The organism is Paenibacillus sp. 598K, assembly GCF_003851045.1.
Lineage (GTDB): Bacteria > Bacillota > Bacilli > Paenibacillales > Paenibacillaceae > Paenibacillus_D.
This window is the reverse complement of record NZ_BFBX01000083.1, coordinates 33050-55427: the sequence shown is the minus strand read 5'-3', so window position 1 is coordinate 55427 and position 22378 is coordinate 33050. Positions and strand designations below refer to the sequence as shown.

Genomic DNA, 22378 nt, shown 5'->3' with positions numbered 1-22378 from the left:
TATTAACTTGGAGGGTTCAGCTATGAAAAAAACATGGATCGGTATTGTCGTCTCGACTCTCGTACTCGCCTTGCTCGCCGGCTGCGGCGGCGCAAACGAGCCGAAGGATCCGGCATCTCCACCTGCCGAGCAACCAGCCACCACTACCCCGGAGAAGACAGTCGATAATGAAACGACAGGACTGGCCGATGGCGCCTACTACGCCGAAGGCGAATATTCCGAGAAGTCGGGCTGGAAGGAAGTCGTCGCCTTGACAGTCGAAGGCGGCAAAATTACGAAGGTCGACTGGAACGCACTGTATAAAGATGGTGGCCTCGACAAAAAAACTTCGTCGAAAACCGGTGCTTACGGCATGGTAGCTAACGGCAACGCGCAAGCCGAATGGGATGAGCAAGCAGCCAAAATGGAAGCTTACCTCATCGCAGAGCAAAGCGCAGACGGTCTCAACCTGAACGACGAAGGCAAAACCGACGCTGTCTCGGGCGTGTCGATCGGTGTAGAAGGCTTCTCCGAGCTGGTCAATAAAGCGCTCGCTGCCGGACCAACCGAAGTCGGACCTTACAAAGACGGCACCTATCGCGCCGAGGCTGCAGAATTCGCCGAAAGTTCGGGCTGGAAAGAAAACGTCACTGTGACGGTCATCAACGGCAAGATCGCAGCGGTCAGCTGGAATGGCGAGCACAAAGACGGCGGCACTGACAAAGTGACCCGTTCGGCATCCGGCGAATACGGCATGGTCGCCAATGGCGGCGCACAAGCGGAATGGCATGAGCAAGCGCACAACGCGGAGCAATATCTGCTCGAGGTCCAAGACCCGGCAAAAATCGTCTACCGCGCTGAAGATGGCAAGACCGATGCAATCGCCGGCGTATCCATCCATGTCAACAGCTTCGTCGAGCTGGCCCAAGAAGCGCTGGCCAGCGCCAAGTAACGCCCGATCGACTCCAATGACTACCACTACACCCGCAAGGGGGCAAACGCCATGAAACAGATCATCGTCCTCGGTGGCGGCTACGGCGGCGTCTTAACCGCCAAAAAGCTCGCTAACCGTCTGCGCAAACGTCGCGACGTATCCATCACGCTTATCGACCGCAAGCCGTTCCATACCCTGTTGACCGAGCTGCACGAAGTTGCAGCCGGTCGCGTCGAAGAGGATTCGATCAAGATCGACCTCAAAAAAATCTTCTCGGGCTTCCGCAATGTCAATGTCGTGCTCGACCATATCGGCGATATCGACTTTGACGCCCGGACGCTGCAGGGACAAAAGCAAACCTACACCTACGATTATCTGGTCATCGGGACGGGCAGCAAGCCGACCTTCTTCGGCATCCCCGGCGCAGACGAGCACGCGCTCACCTTATGGTCTTATGAGGATGCAGTGCGCCTCAAGGAGCATGTCGGGCATATGTTCCGCAGCGCAATCAAGGAATACGATCCGCAAGCCCGCAAGGAGATGCTCACCTTCGTCGTCGTCGGCGGCGGATTCACCGGCGTCGAGATGATCGGCGAGCTGGCGGAGTATACGCAAGAGCTGTGCAAGGAATTCCACGTCGATCCGGAGGAGGTCTCGCTCCATGTCGCGGACATGATGGACCGCATCCTCCCCATCCTGCCGCAGCCGCTGATCAACAAGGCCGAGAAGCGACTGCGCAAGATGGGCGTCCAGATCTCGACCGGCGCCAAAATAACCGAGGTGAAGGCGCGCGGCGTCACCGTCGGCGGCGAGGACATCGCCTCGCGGACGGTCATCTGGACCGCTGGCGTCGAGGGCGCCGATCTGGTCGGCGAGCTCGATGTCGAGCAGAAGGGCCGGCGTCGCATCCTCACCAACGACAAACTGCAAGTCCCGGCACACGAAAATGTGTATGTTGTCGGCGACAACATCTTCTATATCCCTGAGGGGGCTACGAACCCTGTGCCGCAGATGGTCGAAAACGCGGAGCTGGCAGCCCCCGTCATCGCCCACAACATTGCGTCGGAATTCCTGAATACGAAGAAGAAAACGTACCGACCTACGTTCCACGGCACGATGGTGTGCATCGGCAGCCGCTATGGCGTCGCCAATGTCGGCCTGCCAGGGAAGATGTTCAAGCTGAGCGGCTTGCCGGCGATGGCTGTCAAGCATCTGATCAACATGGTCTATCTGTTCCAGGTGTGCGGCTTCAACAAAGTGTATCATTATCTCCTTCATGAATTTGTCCATGTACGCAACAATCGGAGCTTCCTGGGCGGACACTTCGCCAAGCGCTCGCCGAACTTCTGGCTCGTGCCGCTGCGGCTGCTGGCCGGGTGGATGTGGTTCAAGCAGGGCTGGGATAAGATGTTCAAGATCTTCGACGATCCCGGACATATCTTCCTCATCCCGGCCCAGGCGGCAGACGGCGTCTCCGGAGCGAGCGTAAGCGGCGGAGCGGCCGATGCGGTATCCGCGGCCTCTGCCCATACCGAGACCGCCCTCTCGGCGCTGCCGGTGCCGGACTTCGTCCAATCGATCGTCGACTGGTCGATGGGGCTGATGTTCTTCAACGCCGACGGCAGCTTCAATGCGCTGGCGTACATCTTCCAGGCGGCAATGGTCGGCGCCGAGCTGATCGTCGGACTGCTGCTGATCGCCGGACTGTTCACCGCGCCGGCCGCCGTCGTATCCGTAGGGATGGGCGCGATGGTGTGGATCTCCGGGATGGCCCCTTACGAGATGCTCTGGTACATGGCAGCCGGGATCGCGCTGATCGGCGGCTCGGGCAGCATGTTCGGCCTCGACTACTATGTGTATCCGTGGCTCAAGCGTGTATGGCGCCGCCTCCCGCTGGTCCGGCGCTGGTATATCTATACGGACTAAGATATCTAACTGGACTATGCCGGCCTTCCCGGGCCGCCAAGGAGTGTGAGAACGATGACAACCCTGCTGATCCACGAAGCGCTCCGGCTGTTGCAGAGTCAGATGGAGCCGTCGGTCGATATCCCGCTCACCGCCGATGCGGTGCCGTGGGCGGATATCTCGGCGATCTTGCAGCAAAGCGGCCTCGAGCATGGCCGCAAGGTGACCATCCTGGCCTGCTGCATCCTCATCCGGCTGGCGATCCTCAAGCATGCGCAGCTGGCGGTCCGGGACAATGCCTCGCTGACGCGCAGCATCCTCGACGGCGACTACCTGAGCGGCCTGCTGTATCGCCTCGCGTCCCGCCGCCGCGAGTGGAAGCTCCTGCAGCTGCTCGCGCCGCTGCAGAAGCGGATGCAGCTGCAGCTGCTGCGAGGCCGCCCGGTCGAAGCGCTGTATGCGGAGCAGCGGCGGGAGATCGCCGCTTATCTGAACAGACAGTGCGCCTAAGCGGCGCGAGCATTCAAGCGCTAGGCAGACGGCGGCGAGAGATCGTCGCCGTTTTGCACAGACAGTGCGCCTAAGGCGCGCAGGCATTCGAGCGGTAGGCAGGCGGCGGCGAGAGATCGTCGCCGTTCTGCACAGACAGTGCGCCTAAGGCGCGCAGGCATTCGAGCGGTAGGCAGGCGGCGGCGAGAGATCGCGGCCATTCTGCACAGTCGTGCGCCTTAAGCGGCGCGAGCAGCCGGAGCAACAAAGGAGGCGTCCAGCCATGGCAAAACTGCACGAGCAATTAGGCATCGACCTGCAAGTTATCGATACGACGCTGCGCGAGGTCATCCTCACCGATCGCGAGTTGGACGCCGACTCTGTCGTCCGCTCCGGCGTCCTTCACCTGATCGATGCCGGGGGCAAGCGGCTGCGCCCGCTGCTGGTCATCGTCGGCAGCCGCTTCGGCAAGCTGATGCGCCGCCGCCCTGTCCTGAAGGCGGCGGCAATCGCCGAATACATCCACATGGCTTCGCTGATCCATGACGATATTATCGACGAAGCCGACTGCCGCCGGGGCGCGCCGACGCTGCACAAGCTCACCGACATCCCAACCGCGGTGCTGACGGGCAATTACATGATGGCGCGGGTGATGGAGTGGGCAACCGAGGGCGTCCCCGAGCGAGAGCCGGACGCCAGTCAGCAGCGCCGCTCCGAGCCGCTCGCCGACGTATCGGAGCTCTGCATCGGCGAGTACCATCAGCTGCACAACCGCTTCAACTTCGATCTGTCGATGGAGCTCTACCTGGATAAGACCAGACGCAAAACTGCCCTGCTGCTGGCATTGTGCCTGCAAGCGGGAGCTGATGCGAGCAATGCGGATAACCGCACATCGGAACTGCTGTACCAGTTCGGCGAAGCGCTTGGCCTCGCCTTCCAAATCCGCGACGATGTGCTGGACTTCACAACGCCGCAAGCATCGCTCGGCAAGCCGGCCGGAGCCGATCTGCGCAACGGCAACATTACGTTGCCTGTTCTCTACGCGTTGGAGGACCCGGAGCTGTCGGTATCCATCCGTGCCCTTGGCCCGGAAGCGGATCCGCAAGCATTTGACGACGTGATCGCGCAGATCGCGGCCAGCTCTGCCATCGCCCGCTGCCATGCGCAGGTCGCCGCCTACTCCGAGCGTGCGTTGGACTTGGCCGACCAGTTGGCCTGGCATCCGGCTAGCCCGCAACTGCAGGTGCTGGCGCGTTACTTTCTTCCATCAGAACACTGAAGCGATCTCTACGCGCACAACCTCCAGTACGCAGGTAAGGCAGCATGATGGCGGTCGAACCTCCAGTATGCGGGAGGACGACAATACGATGATGGTCGAACCTCCAGTATGTGGGAGGACGACAATACGATGATGATCGAACCTCCATAAGCATTGGCCAGATGCATAGGCAACATGGATAGACACCGCCACGCAAGGCGCACGTGCCGCAGGGTTACCCTCCCCCCTGCCGGTTCGTGCGCTTCATTATGTCTGGGATGCAGCATGCCATCTGATTGACAGCAGCGATTAAAGGAACAAAGGTACACTGGAGATCGCTGCGTCAGCGTATTATATTACGTGAAATCACAGCACTTTGTCTATCACTTGCTCTCTCCTGCACTAATACCTTACACCTATGTCAAAAGTACGCCCCCCGCCTTCTCCGCTTCCTCATCTAGCCCGCCCGCCGAGCATCGCCCTAATCCCGCGCAAAATCGCTGACCAAGTATCGGTCAGCGATCGGAACAACGGGATCGAATCTGTAGAAGCGAAGCTTATGCTTACGAAGTCGCTTTCTTGCAGAAAGCGTAGTCTATGCTTACGAAGTCGCTTTCTTGCAGAAAGCGTGTAGTCCCCGGAATTAAACCGCTAATGCGGTTAACAACCAAGAAATCTGGGGACAACAGCGATCGGAAGATCGATCCCGTGACCATAGGCCCTGTTTTGAGGGCAGCCTGAACCCTCCCTACACAAACGCTACAGCGACGATCGGCACGAGCAGCAACAGGACGAAGCCAGTGTCCGCAGCTCCCCAGCCGAACGTGCGATACGAGGTGCGAGGCGCGCCGATCCGATAGCCTCGCGACTCCATCGCATCGGCCAACGCTAGCGCCCGGCGGATCGCCCCCGCACATACCGGGATCAGCAAGGCGATGAGCAAGCGAGCTCTGCGCAGCAGCGAGCCGGAGCGCAGATCGAGTCCGCGAGACACCTGTGCTCGCCATATACGCTCCGCCTCGTCGAACAGCGTCGGCACGAACCGCAGGGCGATGCCCAGCATCAAAGCCAGGCGATCGGTCGGCACGCGCAGTCGGCGCAGCGGCGAGAGTACGCTGCCGAGCCCTTGCGCCAGCTGATCCGGCGGCGTAGTGAACGTCAGCGCAGCGGCGAATACGATGAACAGCACCATTCGCCCGGCGGCGACGATGCCCCGTTCCAAGCCGCCGCTGTAAAGTGCGAACGAGCCGAGCTGCAGCCACTTCGACCCGCCGGGGCTAAAGAGCAAGTGGAACAGGAATATGAACAGTAGCAGAAACAAAAGCGGCCGCACCGCTCTGGCGAACGGCCGCAGGCCGATCCCGCTAAAGCGTAGCAGCGCGACCGTGAACAAAAGCAGCGCTCCTGCGGCGATATAACCGTCTACCAGAAACACGGCGATCATAAATAAAGGCATCGCCACAATCTTGGCGCGCGGGTCGAGCCCATGCATCCAGGAATCCCCGGCGATATACCGGCCGATCATCATCCGTTGCCGCATGTCATCCGCCTCCTCTGCAATGACTCATGGAGCGCTCGCGCCAGCTGCGCAGGCTCCGGGCACAATCCGGGCATCTGATCGCCAGTCAGCTTCGTCAGCGAGCTTGCGAGGCTCGAGCCTGGCGGCACCAGCACACCTGCCTGCTCCAGGACATCCGGACGCTGCATGAGCGAAGCGCCGTCGCCAGCATACAGCACACCACCCTCATGAAGTACAGCATAATCCGCGGCATACGGCGCCACCTCCTCGATCCGGTGCGTCGCGATGACGATCGTCTTGCCCTCGTCGCGACACATCGCGCCCAGCAGTGACATCAGCTCGCGACGGCCTGCGGCATCAAGCGAGGCTGTCGGTTCATCCAGCACGATGATCTCCGGGTCCGAGGCCAGGACAGCGGCCACCGCCGCACGCCGTCGCTCGCCCGAGCTGAGCTGCCACGGACTCCTCGCCAGGAGCGTCGCGTCGAGTCCCATCTGGTGCGCTGCCCGCTCCGCCGAAGCCTCCGCCTCCGCCTCGGCCTGACCGAAGTTCAATGGGCCGAAGCGCAGATCCTGCGCCACCGTCTCCTCGAACAGCTGTTGCTCGGGATACTGGAATACCAGACCGACCCGTCTGCGCAACGCCGATCGCTCGCTATGGCCGCTGCCAGCATGGAGACGCGTCTCGCCGATCCGTACTTCGCCGCTATTAGGCAGCAGCAGGCCGTTCATATGCTGGAGCAACGTCGACTTGCCGGAGCCCGGAGCGCCCAGGATCGCTGTCATGACACCTGCCCGGATGCGCAGATTGACATCTACAAGGCCTGCTCCATCCGGATATCGGTACGAGACATGCTCGAATAATAAGTCCATATCGCATTCACCGCTTCCTCTTCTGTCATCGATTCCTCGATCGGCCATCCCAGCGAACGCAGCTCCCGGCACAGCGCTAGCGCATACGGCAGCTCGAGACATTGCTCGCGCAGCATCGCTTCGTTGCGCAGCAGCTCGGCAGGCGGGCCATCGGCGACGATCCGGCCGTCCTGCAGGACGATCAGTCGATCGGCTGCCGCCATCTCCTCGATATCATGCGTCACCGTGATGATCGTATGGCGTCCAGCCCGCCGGATGCGTCGCAGCCAGCCGAGCAGTTCGGCACGCGAGACTGCGTCCAGCATTGAGGTCGCCTCATCGAGGATGAGGATCTCCGGGTTGATCGCGATGATCGCTGCCAGGGCGACCCGCTGCTTTTGCCCGCCCGAGAGCGTCCCGGGATGGCGATCGAGCAGATGCGAGATATCCAGCTGCGTGGCAGCCTGCCAGATGCGCTGATGGATCTCTTCGGTTGGCAGGCATTGATTCTCCAGTCCGAAGGCAAGGTCATCGGCCACCGTCAGGCCGACGAATTGGTCATCAGGCTGCGGGAAGACCATGCCGACCTGGCAGCGGATGTCCCATAACGTATCCGGACCCAGCACATGGCCGCCCACAGTGATGATGCCGTCGCAGCAGGGCTGCAGCCCGTTGATGAGACGGACCAGCGTCGACTTGCCTGAGCCGTTGGCGCCCGCCACGCAGACCCATTGACCGCGCGGCACTGTCAACGATATATCGTCGATGGCAAGACTCTCCTCCGCGCCTCGCCTGCTGGAGACATGTTCCAGCCACAATGCGGGGGGCTCCTCCATCCGTCGTGTGTTATCCATCGCTCTCTCCTCCTCTCACATGATGTCGCGGATCGGTCGGAACCAGCCGCTCCGCGACATCGCCGCGCCGAGATGCCCGGCGGCGATGCCGACGACGACGCCGGTCGCGATGCCGGCCGCCAGCAGGAAGGGCAAGTAATAGAAGATCTTGGTCGTCCCCAGCACCCAAGACGCAGCCGTCAGCTGCCCCAGATTGTGACAGATGCCGCCGACGATGCTGATCGAGATCAGACTGAAGCTGCCGCGTCCGAGCCGCAGCATCGCCAGCATCGCCAGGAAGCTCGCTAGCGCCCCCAGGATGCTGAACAGGAAGGTCGAGAAGCTGCCGAGGATAAAGGCGGTCAGCAGCGTCTTGACGATGAGCAGCATCAGCGTATCGCGACCGCCGAAGAACAGAAGGCAGACGAGGACGACGATATTGCCCAATCCCAGCTTTGCCCCCGGCACGGCTACGGCAAACGGAATCATCGCCTCGACGATGCCAAGCACGACCGCCAGCGACGCCAGGATCGCGATTACGGTTAGCCGACGCAACGCTTGCGGATCATTGGACCACGGCATCGACTCCGCCTCCCCCGTCCATACTGCCCACGATCTCCACGAAGACGCGATGCGGCAAACATACGATGCGTTCTCCCTCGTGCAGGATGCGTTTCATAAGCAGGCACAAGCCGTCTGGACAGTCGGCCTCCACCATCTTCACGCCATCGGCGGAAATCTCCAGTACATTATGTCCATAGCGGGTCGGCAGCTCGATCCGACGCACTTCGTTGCCTGTGAGCGGCACGGTCTCGAATAGCTCTCCATCCACCTCGATACGGACGGCAGCGCCCTCTGCAGCATCGGCCCCGAACAACTGCACGCCCATCCATACGCCTACAATGGCCAACACCGCCAGCAGCCAGCGGTCTCCCCGTCTGCGCATAACTCATCCCCCCACTTCTTTGTTGCTGACTCCATTATGTCCGTTCGTGAATTTATTCACAATGACATATCTCACAGGAGCGGCTTGCGACATCTGTTACGATGGTAACAAATCGCTATGGAGGGATATCCCATGATCCGTCATCGCCGCCCTATCGCTCTGTTCCTCTCGCTGCTGCTCCTCCTGCCAGCTATCGGCTGCGGGCGGGAATCTGCGGCCGGACAGGATCAGCAGCCCGTATCTCGAACTTACTTCTTGTTCAGCACGATTATTACGATCCGCGTCTTCGACGAGGGGATGACCGAGGCCCGATTCGATCGGATCGGCGAGCTGCTGGAGACGATCGACCGACAGTTGAGTCGCCAGCTGGCGGACAGCGAGATCGATCAGGTCAACCGTCAAGCCGGCATCCAGCCAGTTGCTGTATCGGCGGAGACCTACCGCGTCGTCGAGGAGGCGTTGCAATTCGCCAAAAAATCAGGGGGCCGGTTCAATCCGGCGATTGGCCCCCTCGTCGACCTGTGGGCGATCGGCAACGGCGGCGACAGCGTCCCGTCCAAGGAGCACATCGCCGAGGCGCTCGCTCTGATCGACTATGAAGACGTCGCGTTGTATCCGCAAGAGCGCAAGATCGGGCTCGCCCGGACGGGCATGAGTCTTGATCTGGGTGCGATCGGCAAGGGCTACGCCGCAGATGTGATCGCCGAATACCTGCGCTCGGAAGGGATGAAGAGCGCCCTCATCGATCTCGGCGGCAATCTGCTCGCGCTCGGCGCAAAGCTGGACGGCTCGCCGTGGTCGATCGGCATCCAGGACCCGGCGGAGCAACGCGGCGCTTATCTGGGCACGCTACAGGTCATCGACAAGACGATCGTCACCTCCGGCGTCTACGAACGATTCTTCAAGGCAGACGGTCAAGTGTATCACCATCTGCTCGACTCCGCGACAGGCTACCCGTTCCGCAAAAATCTGCTCAGCGTCTCGATCGTCACAGATCAATCGATGATCGCAGACGGACTGTCCACCTCGGTGTTCGGAATGGGTCTGGAGGAGGGGGTCGCATTTATAGAGCAGTGGGATGGCGTCGAAGCGATCTTCGTCACGGAGGATAACCAGGTCATCGTAACCTCGGGGCTGGACGGACGGTTCCAGCTCACGCATGAGGATTACACGTTGGCGGAACGACCAACGGCGACGCCTTAGCGCTCCCAGAGCGCCATAGACCACCTCTACACGCAGCTGACAGCAGCCGGAGCAACCGCTCCGGCTGCTGTCTTGCGACTGAAGGTACAGGTGTATCGGCTTGCTGACAATAGCCAGCTGGGATGGACAACCGGACCGGACCATGTCTTCCGTACCAAACGACACCAACAACAAAACACCTGTTGCCAAAACCAAAAAAGCAGGCTATAATTCAATTAAACATATGAACAGTTGCTCATATATTAACTAAAAATGAGGTGGACCTTATGCACAACCACAATCATGCCCACGATCATAGCCATGGTCACACAAACAACAAAAAAGTGCTGCTCTTCTCTTTTCTGATCATCACGATCTATATGATCGTGGAGGCGGTCGGCGGCTATGTGACGAACAGTCTCGCCCTGCTGTCCGACGCCGGGCATATGCTCTCCGACTCCGTCGCTCTCGGCATCGCGCTGCTGGCGATGATCTTCGGCCAAAAGGCGGCGAATCGCGGCAAAACCTACGGCTACCGCCGCTTCGAGATGCTCGCCGCCCTGCTGAACGGCATTACCCTTATCGGTATCTCGGGCTACATCTTCTATGAAGCGATCAGCCGTCTGTCTCATCCTCCGGAAGTCGCTACAACCGGCATGCTGATCATCAGCTCCATCGGCTTGTTCGTCAATCTGCTGGTAGCCTGGATGATGATGCGCGGCGGCGACACGGAGCATAACCTGAACATGCGCGGCGCCTATCTCCACGTGATCAGCGATATGCTGGGCTCGGTCGGCGCAATCGTCGCAGCGCTGCTCATGATCTTCTTCGGCTGGGGCTGGGCCGACATCGCAGCGAGCGTGATCGTCGCAGCGCTAGTGCTGCGCAGCGGCTACCAGGTTACGCGCTCCTCGATCCACGTCCTGATGGAGGGCGCTCCCGCCGGCGTCGAGCTGGATGCACTGCTCCAGCAGATCCGCAGCGTCCCAGGGGTGCGCGGCATCCATGACGTCCACATCTGGACGATTACCAGTTCGCAGCATGCCTTTACCGCGCACATCGAAGTGGACGGCGGGCTTACGCTTGACGAGACGTCGGCGATGCGCGAGGAGATCGAGCACCGGCTCGCTCACGAGGACATCCAGCATGTCGTCCTCCAGTTCGAATCATCGTCGCACACGCATGACCGTTCGCTGCTCTGTACGATTCGCGGCGGGGCCGTCCACGCGCATAGCCATTAAATGCTCAAGAGGGGCCTCCAGCGAATGGAGGCCCCTCTTGGATCTTGCCCGCTAATCTACGAGATCAACGCACAAACGTAATGCGCACCCGCTCCGACCGCAGGAAGTACGGGATCCAGATCGCGCAGGCGAGCAAGGCTCTTCCCACATGACGGAAACCGCCCTCGCCGAGCAGCTCTTGGGCGAGCGGTATCTGGCTGAGCATGAGCTGGTTAAAAAAGAGGAACAATAAACTGAGGCTGTAAAAGACAATGATCAGCCTCGGCACGATTGATTTTTTCTGGTAGAACAGCACGAGGATGTAGATCACGAACGCCAAAAAAAACACATTATAAATGGCTTCGAAAACAAGTATATTGCTCCACATCGGATGGTAATACTCAGACTCGGGCGACGTCAGGACAGACCAGACTTCGGTAGTAAAGTTGGGAATACTGCTCGTCACCAATCCCAGCAGCATCTGGATTCCCGTAATGTACAGAGCAACTTGCACGACCACGAGCCAGCCCCCGAGTCCCTGGAGTCCCAAAGCGCTCGACGAGTAGTTCAAGGATGGCTCTCCCCTCAATCCGCGTCCCCCTCCTTGTCCGCTATCGCCCGGGCATATGATCCCCATATAAATTGCACGGCCTGCTCGAACAAATCCGGCCGGTTGCGAACATCGTAGATAGAAATGGCAATCCCTCCTATGTCCTCATCATCCGTTCCCGCTTCCAAAGTATATCAAAGACTGACGTGTGGTTGGGCTTTTTTAACGAATCCTTAGCTTTGTTCATCGAAGGGGATAATTCGCAAGCAAACGAGCCAGATTATGGAGAGGAGTCAGTTAGCGCCAGGAAGGAGGAGCACAGAGCGTGTTTTTTTTCGGGAAAGGCAAGCGACGAACCAATCCGTGCTCTAAAGATACGCAATCCTCCCAGGAAGCAACGTTCAGTCCATCTCTCAAAACGAATCTGGACACCATCAAACGACTGCTGCGCGGCAGCTCTGATCTGACGATTCGGCCGCTGCGCAGCCCGCTCGCCCCGGATGTCGTCATGACGGTGATCTATGTAACGAAATTGATCGACGAGACAACGCTAAACGAGCATGTGCTCCGCCCGTTGATGTCCAGTCCGATCGAGGCAGAGGAGCGCAGCGATCCGCTGGTCCGGCTGATCGGCGAGCGTGTCATCGAGGTGGGCTCAGCGGCAATCGCGCGATCGCCGCAGTCCTCCGCCTCGCGTCTGTTGGACGGCCACTGTCTGCTGCTCATCCAGGAGGCCGCATGCGGACTGCTCGTCGATATCAGCGCCCGGGAGACACGACCAGTCAGCGAGCCCAGCGCAGAGACGGTCGTCCGTGGTCCGCAGATCAGCTTCAACGAGTCTATCCATACGAACATCAACCTGCTACGCCATATTATCCGATCGCCCAATCTCCATGTAGAGGAGCTCGAGGTCGGCAGCGAGACGCGTACACGGCTGGCGCTCCTATATATGAACGGCGTTGCGGCTACAGAGACGATAGACACCATACGCAGCCGCATCCAGGCGATCGAAATCGCGAGCGTTCTGGAGAGCGGCTATGTCGAAGCGCTCATTCAGGATAAGGGGTATACTCCTTTTCCCACGATGAAAAACACCGAGCGTCCCGATGCGATTGCCGGAGGCTTGCTGGAGGGCCAGATCGCCATCATCGTGGACGGCTCCCCCTTTGTATTGCTCGCTCCGGTCACCTTGTTCCAGTTGTTCCAATCGCCGGAGGACTATTACAATCGATTCGATATCTCCACCTTCCTGCGGCTGATCCGCTTCGTCTCCTTCATCATCTCGATGACGCTGCCTGCGCTGTACATCGCCGTGACGACCTTCCACCAGGAGATGCTGCCGACGACGCTCTTGATTACACTGGCTGCCCAGCGGGAGGGCATCCCTTTCCCGGGCCTGGTCGAGGCGCTGCTGATGGAGCTCACCTTCGAGGTGCTGCGCGAAGCGGGCGTCCGGATGCCGCGCGCGATCGGGCCGGCGATCTCGATCGTAGGCGCGCTGGTGCTCGGACAAGCGGCGGTCGACGCCGGCATCGTCTCGGCCGGGATGGTCATTATCGTTTCATTTACCGCGATCTGCAATTTTGTCATTCCCCAGCTCAACGTGGCCATTGCCGCCCGGCTGATCCGCTTCTCCTTTATGCTGCTGGCAGGCGTCTTCGGACTGTTGGGCATCATCGCCGGGGTGCTGGCCGTGATGATCCATCTGGTGCGACTGGAATCGTTTGGCGTCCCTTATATGTCGCCGCTCGCCCCCTTCCACTGGTCCGGGCTGAAGGATACGCTCATCCGCGCGCCGCTGCAGAAGCTTGTCGGTCGGGAGCCGCGAAATATCTTTACCCGCAACAGCAAATCCAAATAAAAGCGAGGGATTGCGATGCTTAAGCGCTGGCTGCCATTGTTGCTCCCGTGCGCCGCGCTGCTCCTGCTGTGCGGCTGCTGGAATCGGGTCGAGATGAATGAGATCGGCATTGTCTCCGCCACAGCCGTCGATTGGATCGATAACAAATGGGTCGTCTCCTACCAATTGGTCATCCCGCAGGCCATCTCCTCGCAGAGCGGCAGCTCGCCTAGAGGAGAAGCGCCGGTCAATGTATTCTCGACGGAGGGCAGCAGCATGCGCAAGGCTATTGGCGAAGCCAGCAAGGAGATGTCCCGCAAGCTTTATTTTTCGCATAACCAAATCGTCGTCGTCAGCGAAAGCGCCGCGCGCAAAGGGATCTCGACCATCCTCGAAATCTACATGCGCAATGCGGACGCTCGCGAGACGGTATCCATGTTCATCACGAAGGGGCGCGCTCGAGAGATGCTCGAGCAACTGCTCCCCATCGAGAAAATCCCGGGCAACGCCATCCAGCGGCTCATCGAAAACGAAGCCAAAACGAACTCGCTCTACCCGGATATGACGATCTACCGCGTCCTGCTCGATCTGCTCGGTCCCGAACAAGCGACAGGCATCCCCGAGCTGATGATCGCCGGCTCCCGCCAACCGCTTAATTCGATGGAAGCGCTCAAAAGAACCTCCAACCGGGCCAAGATCAGATTAGGCGAGCTGGCGATCATCTCCGGAGACCAGTTGAAGGGCTGGCTCAGTCAAACTGATGCTGCAGGGCTCGTATGGCTCAGTGACAATGTCAACCAAATGACGATCTCCTTCGACTGCTCCGGCAGCGCGCAGGAAGAGAATACGTCCGCCGCTCGAGTCGCCCATGCTTCTGTGGCACGCAAGCCCGAGCTGATGCCTGACGGGCGGATCAAGATGCGGGTCGAGGTGAAAGCGAACGGGACGTTGCTCGAATATGCCTGCAATGATAAAAAAATCGCTCCGATGATGCTGCAAAAGATGGAATGGCAAATCGCGGAAGAGATCAAAGGCGATATGGAGCTGAGCTGGAAAGCGTTGCAACGCTTGAAAACGGATATCGTCGGCTTCGGAACGATGGTCTACCGGCACTATCCCAAGCGCTGGAAATCGATTCAGAAAGAATGGAATGAGAATCTGGAGGATGTTGTGCTGGACGTCCAGGTGAAGTTCAATCTCTCCCGCGTCGGCTTTAGCGACAGGAACTTCAAGGAGGTCCAAGAGTCGCTGTAAGAAGAGGAGCATCCTATGACCAAACCTATCCAACTGAGCAACTACCAGCTAGCGATTATGATCATGCTGTTCCTGGTCGGCAATACCCCGCTCATCCAGGTTGCCCTGTCGGCGCAACAGGATTCGTGGCTGGCCTATCTGCTGGGAGCCGCTGTGAGCGGTCTATTCCTGTGGATGCTGTTGTCGCTCCAGCGTTGGTTCCCGGACGCCGATCTGCCCGAGCTGTTCCGGCAATTGTTCGGCCGATGGCTTGGGCTGGCGCTGGCGCTGCCGCAGGGCTTGCTGTTCGCTTACGAGGCATCGCGCAACATTCGAGATTTCAGCGATATGACGGTCATGACGATTCTCAATCAGACGCCGGAGTGGAGCATCAAGCTGATCATTATCTCGCTCTCGCTATATGCGATCTGGGGCGGCGTGCAGCATTATTTCCGTCTCGCCGAGCTGCTGTTTCCGCTCATTTTATTCAGCTACCTGTTTCTGATTATCCTCATCTTCCAGGCTGGCCTGCCAGATTTTCACCGGCTGCAGCCGGTGCTCGGCAACGGCATCCGACCTGTCCTGCAAACGGTGTTTCCCAATGTGATGGCTTTTCCATTCGGCGAGATGGCGGTAATGCTGCTGTTCTGGAAGTATGTGCAGCCGAGAGAACGGCTGAGCAAGACCACCTTTGGCGCGTATAGCGCCATTGCGCTGTTTATCGTCTTCATGAACGCGCTCATCCTCTCTGTCCTCGGGCCGGTCTTGACCAACTACAGCACCACTCCATTCCTGGAGACAGTGCAATTGATCCGATTGGCGGACTTCCTGGAGCGGCTGGACATCCTCGTCACACTGCTGCTCGTGATCGGACTGTTCCTGAAGCTGTCGCTGCTCTTCCTCGCAGCGGTGCTCATCATCAGCTCGCTGCTGAAGCTGCCTTACCGCGCTTGCGCCGTCATACTGGCCCCGATTATCTATGGCGTGTGCTTCCTGGAGCCCAACAGCTCGATCCATCTGTGGATCGGCTCGACGATCGTGATCCGCTATGTGATCCCTGCGCAAATGCTCCTGCTGGTCCTGGCTTTCCTCGTCGGTCTCTTGCGCAAGGGGGCGTCTCGCGGCAAAGCTGACGCCTAGACTGCTCGCCCGCCCCATGATCTGCAAGCGTCACGACAAGCATCGCACCGGCTACGGAGCGAATCGCGCGTGTGCCTGGCGATCATCACCCTCCGTACACACGTCAAGAGGGAGCCTTGGAAGGCCCCCTCTTGTCTTACGTTTACAACATGCGATAGATACGGTAGATGATGACCGCCGTCTCGGCACGTGTCGCTGTGCCAAGCGGGCGGATCGCGGCGCCATCGCCCTGGATCACGTCCAGCTCGACGAGTGCGGCGACAGCGTCGCGCGCGTAGGCCGCAACCTGCGAGCCGTCGACGAATCGGCTCAGGTCGCCATCGCTCTCCATGCTCAGCCGCTCCATCGCTTGCAGCGCCCGGGCGACGATGACCATCATATCCTGTCTGGTAATCTCGCCTCTCGGGTGGAAGGCGCGGCCGTCGACGCCTTGGACCAGCCCGAGCTCCTGGGCGATGCCTACCGCTTCGTAATAGTAATCGCTCGGACTCACATCCGTAAAGGTCGTCCGGCCCTCGGCGGTCAAGCCAAGCGCCCGCACGAGCAGGACGACGAAGTCGGCGCGACTCACCGGACGAGCCGGCTCGAAGGTCGTCTCGGAGGTGCCCCGGACGATGCCCTCGGTATAGAGGGCCGCGATCGCCTCGGCGGCCCAGCCGAAGCGGCCGTCGAGATCGGTGAAGCGATGCTGCGGACGCTCTGGATCTACCGGCGTCTCGGGCTCTGCCGGCTCGGCGATCGGCAGCGTCGAGACGGTCACGGTCGGACCAGCCTTGCTCCAGTTGCCTGCGGCGTCGCCCGCTTGTACGGCGAATGTGTAGCTCATGCCCGGCGCAAGGTCCGTGACCGCATAGGAGGTTACTCCGGCTGCTACCGAGGCGAGCTGTCGATCGCCCTCATAGATCCGGTAGCCCGTCACGCCGCTGGCGTCGCTGGCGGCGGGCCAGCTCAGCGTCAGCGCGGTCTGCGCGATATCGGCTGCGCGCAGCTCGCTGCCCTCCGGCCACGTCGGCGCTATCGTGTCAGTCCATGGTACCGGCTGGTAGTAGACCGGTTCGTAGCGTGTCGTAACGGTGGCAGCGGGGCCGTCTGTACTCCAGTTGCCCGCGGCATCGCCTGCTTGCACCGTGAAGGTATAGCTCGTGCCCTGGGCCAGCCCGCTCACCCGATATGTCGTGACGTCTCCCGCTACGGTCGCTACGGTCTGCGAGCCGTTGTAGATCGTGTAGCTCGTCACGCCCGTATCATCGGCCGCCTCGGTCCAGGACAGCGTCAGCGCGGTTGTCGAGACATCGGTCGCGGCGAGCGCGCTGCCCTCCGGCCAGGTCGGCGCCTCAGCATCGATGACCGGCGCTGGCGCAGTCGTCGCTTCGACGGATGGACCGTCGGTCGTCCAGTTGCCGCCCACATCGCCCGCCTCGACGCGATACGTGTAGGTCGTCTCCGGGGTCAGTCCATCGACCGTATAGGTCAGCGTCAGCCCGGATACGGTCGCCAGCTCCTCCTCGCCTTGGTAGAGCGTGTAGCCGGTCACACCGAGGTCGTCCTCGGCTGCCGTCCAGCTCAGCGTCACAGAGCTCGCCGTGATCTCGCTCGCCGTCAGGGCGCTGCCCTCCGGCCATGTCGGCGCCTCGTCATCGTCCGGCGCGGCAAGTGTCGTCGCGGTCGTCGTCGGACCGCTGGCACTCCAGTTGCCCGCGGCATCGCCTGCCTCGACGCGGAACGTATAAGCCGTCTCCGGCGTCAGGAGGGCTGCGGTATAGCTCCCCGCATCGCCAGGCAGCGTCGCCAACTCCTCCTCGCCCTGATAGACCTTGTAGGCTGCGACGCCTGTATCGTCTGCTGCAGCGGTCCAGCTCAGGGAGACGGTGGTCGCCGTGATGTCGGCAGCCGTCAGCTCGCTGCCCTCCGGCCACGTCGGCGCCTGCTCGTCTTCGACCGTCAGCTGGCTGACGGTCAGCGACCGCTCGATGCTGGCCGCCCCGCGCGTCAGCCTCAGGAGGAAACGGCCGTCATCGTATGCGAGCGCCGCGATGACGCCGAGCTCCTGCAGCGCCGGGAGCGCATCGAGGTAGGCTTGCGCGCTCGCCCGGAGCGCCTCCGGCTCGTCGCTGCCGGCATGCGGCACCTCGATCGAGGCGCCGATCAGCGCCGCCGCTTGCTCGACGGCCAGCTGATCCTCGCCGCCCTCGCCCGGCTCGGCCAGCGTCTTCACGAGACTGACGCTGGAGAAGGTGACGTTAAGGTCCGTCGCGTTGCTGAAGTTTGCGCCATACAGATAGACGCGGGCATTGCTGGCGAATGCATCGGTGTAGGTTGACGAATTGCCCATCGCCATCCAGTTCGCATTCGCATTGGGCTTAAAGTAGCCTTGCACGACATTGCCAGTCTTGACGATACGGATCTCGTACACGGTGCCGAACAGGTTTGTCTGATTGGTCGTGTTGTTGAAGTTGGCTCCGCTCGCCCGGCCCGAGTTGTTGACCTTGATATTGGACCCGACCTTCCTCGCATTGACCCGGTAGAATTCGCCCGTCCCCGCGTCATGGAGACCCAGACCGACCTGCGAGAGCTCGGCATGAGACGCATCGCTGAGCGGCTTGTCGACCGTCAGCGTGGCGGTCAGCGTCCAGTCGCCCTGCGCCGTACCCGGCAGCTGCAGCCGATTGCGGCTGGCCGGGTAGTCGCTGTCTCCCTTGTACGTCCGGACGGCGACTCCGCCCGTCTCAGTGAAGCTGATCGCCTGGAGCGGGTCGGCCGGATTCTCAGGGTCTGCCACCTCCCAGCCTGCCGGGAGTCCCGATGCGAAGTCAAAATACTGCGTCGTACTGAGCGCAATCGTATACGTGCGCGTCGTCTGACCTTTGATGAACCGTACGACGGCTGTCCCTTGCGGACTATCGGCCTGCGAGACGCTGACGATCTCGGCACGGTCGCTGGAGACGGCAGTGACGACCGGGATGCGGTCCCCGGACACTGTATGCGTATAGCTCGTACGCGCCGGATCAAAACCGCTCAGTTGCTCGCCATCGACGAAGATCGTGTACGACGAGATGCTCGCCGGCGTCACCGACAATTGATCCGCATACAGGATGTTCGCGTCCTTGGCGTAGATCGCCAGCACGACCCGCGCTGTGCCAGCTGGCTCGCTGTAGACGAACGACTCGCTGTCGCTCTCATGCCAGTCGGCGACCTTCACCATAAGCGGCTGAAACGAGCTCAGACTGAGCGGTCCGCCCTCGAGGATGCGTCCGACGAACCGACCGTCCCGCCAGAAGCCCGGATCGCCAGCCTCGCGGGCCGGGTACGGCTCCGGCATGTCGCGTCCGCTGATCCGCGTCAGTCCGAGCGACTCGCCCTCCGCATCATAATATGCGAGCGCCACCTCGACATCGCCGGGGTGATCGGCTGCGTGGTCATAGCTCTCCGGACGATGCTGCATGGAGAGGAAGTAGCCCTTGAAGTCATAGCTCTCGCCAGGCGTCAGCTTACCGGTCAGATCCTGCCAGATGCCGTCATACTGAAGCTCGGCGTCGATCCGACCGCTCAGCTTGCCTGAGCCGGCTACCCGCGAGCCGGAGCTGTTCTTCAGATACCGCGACAGGCCCGAGTAGCTCTGGATCGTATCGGCCGCCAGTACCGGACCCGTGACGGATGTCGCGAAGGTCCCGTCCTCGTATCGACCTGTCGACCAATGCTCGGCGCTCGCCGCATTGACGGTATCGAAATCGCCGTTGCGCAACAGATTGCCGGGGATGGCGACGACAGAGTTGTTGCCTGCTGCGCTCCAGTCGCCGTCATTGGCGCCGAACAGGAAGCGGTCGATGACAATCGTGTCGCTCGCTCCATCCGTGTCGGCGACGAGATAGAGATCCTTGTGCCCGTAGGCGCTCAGATCGCCGGTCGCCACCATCGTCTGATAGCTGCCGTAGCGAGCGTTGGCCGGGATCGCGATCTCCGCTACCTTGCGGCCCTTGGTCACGATATCCTCGACGCTCGCTGCCTCCGTACCGACCGGCAGGACATAGCCGCTCAGTCGTCCGCCCTTGGCAGCCTTGGCCTGAGCAGTCAGATAGAGCAGATGTCGGCGGACGACGCCGCCATTGGCTGAGCCATCGGCGAAGTTCACATTGCGATAGGCGAGATAGCCGCCGTCATGCAGCGTGACCGCTTCGTCCGGTCGGCCGGCAGCGCCCTGCGCGTCGCCGCGTACGCCGTTGTCGCCGGCCTCCGCTTCCAGCGAGGAGAAGATATCGCGCTCGCCGCCCAGACTGTTGAAGGTGGCATACCGACCGTCGCTCGGCACGATCGTGACAACGCTCGCCGACGGGATGTCGATGACGAACTTGCCGTCCTGGACCGGGATCGTCCCGAGCTTCTGCTGATTCTCATGACCCGAGGTACGGAATACAGTGACGCTCGCGGTCCCCTTCGGGAAGTCCTTCAGCGTGAACGCCAGCGGCTGGATGCTGTCATCGTTCCTCGCGTTGCTGACCGTGATCGCGAAGTCGCTATGATCCTGCGGCCGGAAGGCGACGATGTTGATATCCTCAGCGGGCGCCCGGGTGACATCGAATCGGACGTCGCCGCGGTTCATAAAGCGCGAGAAATGCCCGAAGCTGTAAAACCGCTTGAAGATCCGATATTCCCCTGTCAGCGTACTGATCCGTCCCGGCTCCTGCTGGGAGTTGGACGTGACAAAACGGATCAGGTCGGAGCCGTCGACTCCGTTGCTGTCCCACATACTCCACCAGATAAAGCCGTTGAAGCCCGGATTGCTCGTAAACATATTCGTCATCAGATTGGACCAGCGTACGGCGTCGTTGATGTTCTGATTGCCGTAGCGGTTCGTATAGGCTCCGGCGGAGCCGTCTCCGGTATCCTGGTTCATGAATTCCGTCTGCCAGAGCTTGTAGCGCGTCAGGTACTCCGGGTAGCGATTGCCAGCCGTCGTATAGTCGAGCGGGCTCTGCGAGAAGTCGCCGGTATGGTACAGCTTGCGCTCGTCCGTACCGATCCCTACCGTGCCGTACAGATGCGTCGAGAAGACGTCGAGGTACGGATTTTTCGGCGTTGCTGTCGCTTCGTCGACCTGCGCGAACGCCTGGCCGCCCCGGCTGATCGAGGCGTTCAGATTGGTGCCGTCGACGGCGACCAGCTCAGGAACGAAGTCGATCGTCTTGCCCTCGGGACTGACGATGTCGTGCAGCGCGCCGCCCGGCTCGACGGACCGCTTCAGCGTCGGCCCGATATAGTCGTTGATGATCTCGGTGACATACACTGCGGTGCCGCCTGCCAGATCGACCTCATTGAACGGGCCGATATGCGTGATCGGGATGCCCCACTGCTCCCACATCCCCTTGATGTAGTAGACGAGATAGTCTGCGAAGGCCTGATAATAGATCTTGACCGGCTTGCCGTCGATTATCGCTGTATCGCCGCGGACGATCTTGCCCGGCGCGTTGGCGTTGGAGTTGCTCATCCAGTACGGGACCGTCCAGACGCAAGCGTAAAATTGGTCGACGCCGTACTGCATCGCTTGGCGCATCGTCCACACCTGGTCGAAGTCGAATAGCTCCTTGCGCGTGCGAGGCCCGTCCTTGTGGATGACAGGGTCCTCTCCGCGCGGGCCGACGAGGTTGGTCGGACCGCCGATGTCATTGGCGATCGGCCGCTCCCAGGTGTCGTACTCCCAGACGAAGCCCTCGAGCGGCACCAGCGTGCCCGGCGCATGGTCGGGCTCTACCGGCCAGATGCTGTCGGTGTTGCCGTCGTAGTAGCGATTCTCGGCCTCGATCTTGTAGCCGTACTGGCCTGCGGTGCCGCGCCGCGGGATCGGATGTCCCTCGATGTCGAAGCCCGGATTGGCCACATCGGCCAGCAGCCCAGTCGCCGGGTTGAAGCCGGGACTGGCTGCCGTGCCGGTAGCGGTGAGACCGCCATTGTCGCCGATGATGACGCGGGCGATGTCGTGGCCGGTCCCGTCCCGCTCGTCGAAGGTCAGATCGAGCAGCCGTCGCACCTTGTCCTGATGACCGGCTGTCGCCAACTGCATCATATGGATGGAGGGCGTGTACGCGTAGGCTGCGCCTACGCCGTCCATCGTCTGGTAGGTCGTATACCAATTGGCCTCGACCTGAGCTGGAGCGGCCACTGGCGCTGCTTGCGCCGTCTGCGACGCCTCATCAGCTTGCAGCGTCGTTTCGGGCTGAGGCACTCCTCCTGCCCCACCCTCCTCCGCTTGCGCCACGGTGGCGAAGGCCGCGGGCGCGAGCAGCGAGAGCAGCATGGACAGTGCGATGAGGATGGCGACCGTTTGTCGCCGGGCGAGTGTAGTCATAGATCTGTTCCTCCTTTATCTTTGTATAACGATGTTTTTTGTCGGATATAGGACCGTTTTAGCATATGTCGACTCCTTTCATCTGCTATTTATGAATCCGCTTTCATTATACCAGTGATTAACGCTGCTGATGATACAAGAGACTTTAGTTTGTAGTAT

At 60.8% G+C, this 22378-nt stretch carries 16 protein-coding genes; 9 read left to right on the top strand and 7 right to left on the bottom strand.

The features are described from left to right. Positions 1–22: 22 nt before the first annotated feature. The 4 genes from PA598K_RS22485 (at position 23) to PA598K_RS22470 (ending at position 4586) form a co-directional block, all read left to right on the top strand. Positions 23–931, top strand: coding sequence for an FMN-binding protein (locus tag PA598K_RS22485; RefSeq protein WP_128659115.1), 909 nt, complete (start codon positions 23–25; stop codon positions 929–931). A gap of 51 nt (positions 932–982) precedes the next feature. After that, positions 983–2839: an FAD-dependent oxidoreductase gene (locus tag PA598K_RS22480; protein ID WP_128659114.1), complete on the top strand. Its 1857-nt coding sequence runs from the start codon at positions 983–985 to the stop codon at positions 2837–2839. A gap of 54 nt (positions 2840–2893) precedes the next feature. Then, entirely contained in the window at positions 2894–3328 is a 435-nt protein-coding gene (locus PA598K_RS22475; RefSeq protein ID WP_128659113.1) for a hypothetical protein, read from the top strand. Between the two features lie 262 nt (positions 3329–3590). After that, entirely contained in the window at positions 3591–4586 is a 996-nt protein-coding gene (locus tag PA598K_RS22470; RefSeq protein WP_128659112.1) for a polyprenyl synthetase family protein, read from the top strand. Between the two features lie 727 nt (positions 4587–5313). On the opposite strand, the gene PA598K_RS22465 is transcribed toward PA598K_RS22470, so the two are convergent. From PA598K_RS22465 to PA598K_RS22445, 5 genes are read right to left on the bottom strand one after another with little or no spacing between them, the layout of a single operon-like run. Next, positions 5314–6105 carry an energy-coupling factor transporter transmembrane component T family protein gene (locus PA598K_RS22465; protein ID WP_128659111.1) on the bottom strand — a complete coding sequence of 264 codons (792 nt, stop codon included), beginning with the start codon at positions 6103–6105 and terminating at the stop codon, positions 5314–5316. Next, entirely contained in the window at positions 6090–6956 is an 867-nt protein-coding gene (locus tag PA598K_RS22460; RefSeq protein ID WP_128659110.1) for an ATP-binding cassette domain-containing protein, read from the bottom strand. The genes PA598K_RS22465 and PA598K_RS22460 overlap by 16 nt, the downstream gene beginning before the upstream one ends. After that, positions 6899–7789, bottom strand: a complete 891-nt coding sequence (locus PA598K_RS22455) for an ATP-binding cassette domain-containing protein (protein WP_260405549.1) — start codon at positions 7787–7789, stop codon at positions 6899–6901. Before PA598K_RS22455 ends, PA598K_RS22460 begins: the two co-directional genes overlap by 58 nt. A 15-nt stretch (positions 7790–7804) precedes the next feature. Beyond that, a complete protein-coding gene (locus PA598K_RS22450; protein ID WP_128659109.1) occupies positions 7805–8350 on the bottom strand; it encodes a Gx transporter family protein in 546 nt (181 codons plus the stop codon). Further along, complete coding sequence (locus PA598K_RS22445) at positions 8334–8714, bottom strand: NusG domain II-containing protein (protein ID WP_128659108.1); 381 nt, start codon at positions 8712–8714, stop codon at positions 8334–8336. Before PA598K_RS22445 ends, PA598K_RS22450 begins: the two co-directional genes overlap by 17 nt. 132 nt (positions 8715–8846) lie before the next feature. Between PA598K_RS22445 and PA598K_RS22440 the strand changes: the two genes are divergently transcribed. Then, on the top strand, positions 8847–9917 hold the full coding sequence (locus PA598K_RS22440; RefSeq protein ID WP_128659107.1) for an FAD:protein FMN transferase: 1071 nt from the start codon (positions 8847–8849) through the stop codon (positions 9915–9917). Between the two features lie 266 nt (positions 9918–10183). Then, positions 10184–11137, top strand: coding sequence for a cation diffusion facilitator family transporter (locus PA598K_RS22435; RefSeq protein ID WP_128659106.1), 954 nt, complete (start codon positions 10184–10186; stop codon positions 11135–11137). Positions 11138–11201: 64 nt separating this feature from the next. On the opposite strand, the gene PA598K_RS22430 is transcribed toward PA598K_RS22435, so the two are convergent. Next, positions 11202–11705: a DUF2569 domain-containing protein gene (locus PA598K_RS22430; RefSeq protein WP_185602172.1), complete on the bottom strand. Its 504-nt coding sequence runs from the start codon at positions 11703–11705 to the stop codon at positions 11202–11204. Positions 11706–11991: 286 nt separating this feature from the next. Between PA598K_RS22430 and PA598K_RS22425 the strand changes: the two genes are divergently transcribed. Genes PA598K_RS22425 through PA598K_RS22415 form a run of 3 tightly spaced genes read left to right on the top strand, consistent with a single transcriptional unit; the run spans position 11992 to position 15879 of the window. After that, positions 11992–13527, top strand: coding sequence for a spore germination protein (locus PA598K_RS22425; RefSeq protein ID WP_128659104.1), 1536 nt, complete (start codon positions 11992–11994; stop codon positions 13525–13527). A 15-nt stretch (positions 13528–13542) separates the two neighbouring features. After that, positions 13543–14760 (top strand): Ger(x)C family spore germination protein, encoded by a 1218-nt coding sequence (locus tag PA598K_RS22420; protein ID WP_128659103.1) that lies wholly within the window; start codon positions 13543–13545, stop codon positions 14758–14760. Positions 14761–14775: 15 nt separating this feature from the next. After that, positions 14776–15879, top strand: a complete 1104-nt coding sequence (locus PA598K_RS22415; protein ID WP_128659102.1) for a GerAB/ArcD/ProY family transporter — start codon at positions 14776–14778, stop codon at positions 15877–15879. Positions 15880–16021: 142 nt separating this feature from the next. Here PA598K_RS22415 and PA598K_RS22410 read toward each other — a convergent pair whose 3' ends face one another. Beyond that, positions 16022–22219 carry a fibronectin type III domain-containing protein gene (locus PA598K_RS22410; RefSeq protein ID WP_128659101.1) on the bottom strand — a complete coding sequence of 2066 codons (6198 nt, stop codon included), beginning with the start codon at positions 22217–22219 and terminating at the stop codon, positions 16022–16024. Positions 22220–22378 lie beyond the last annotated feature (159 nt).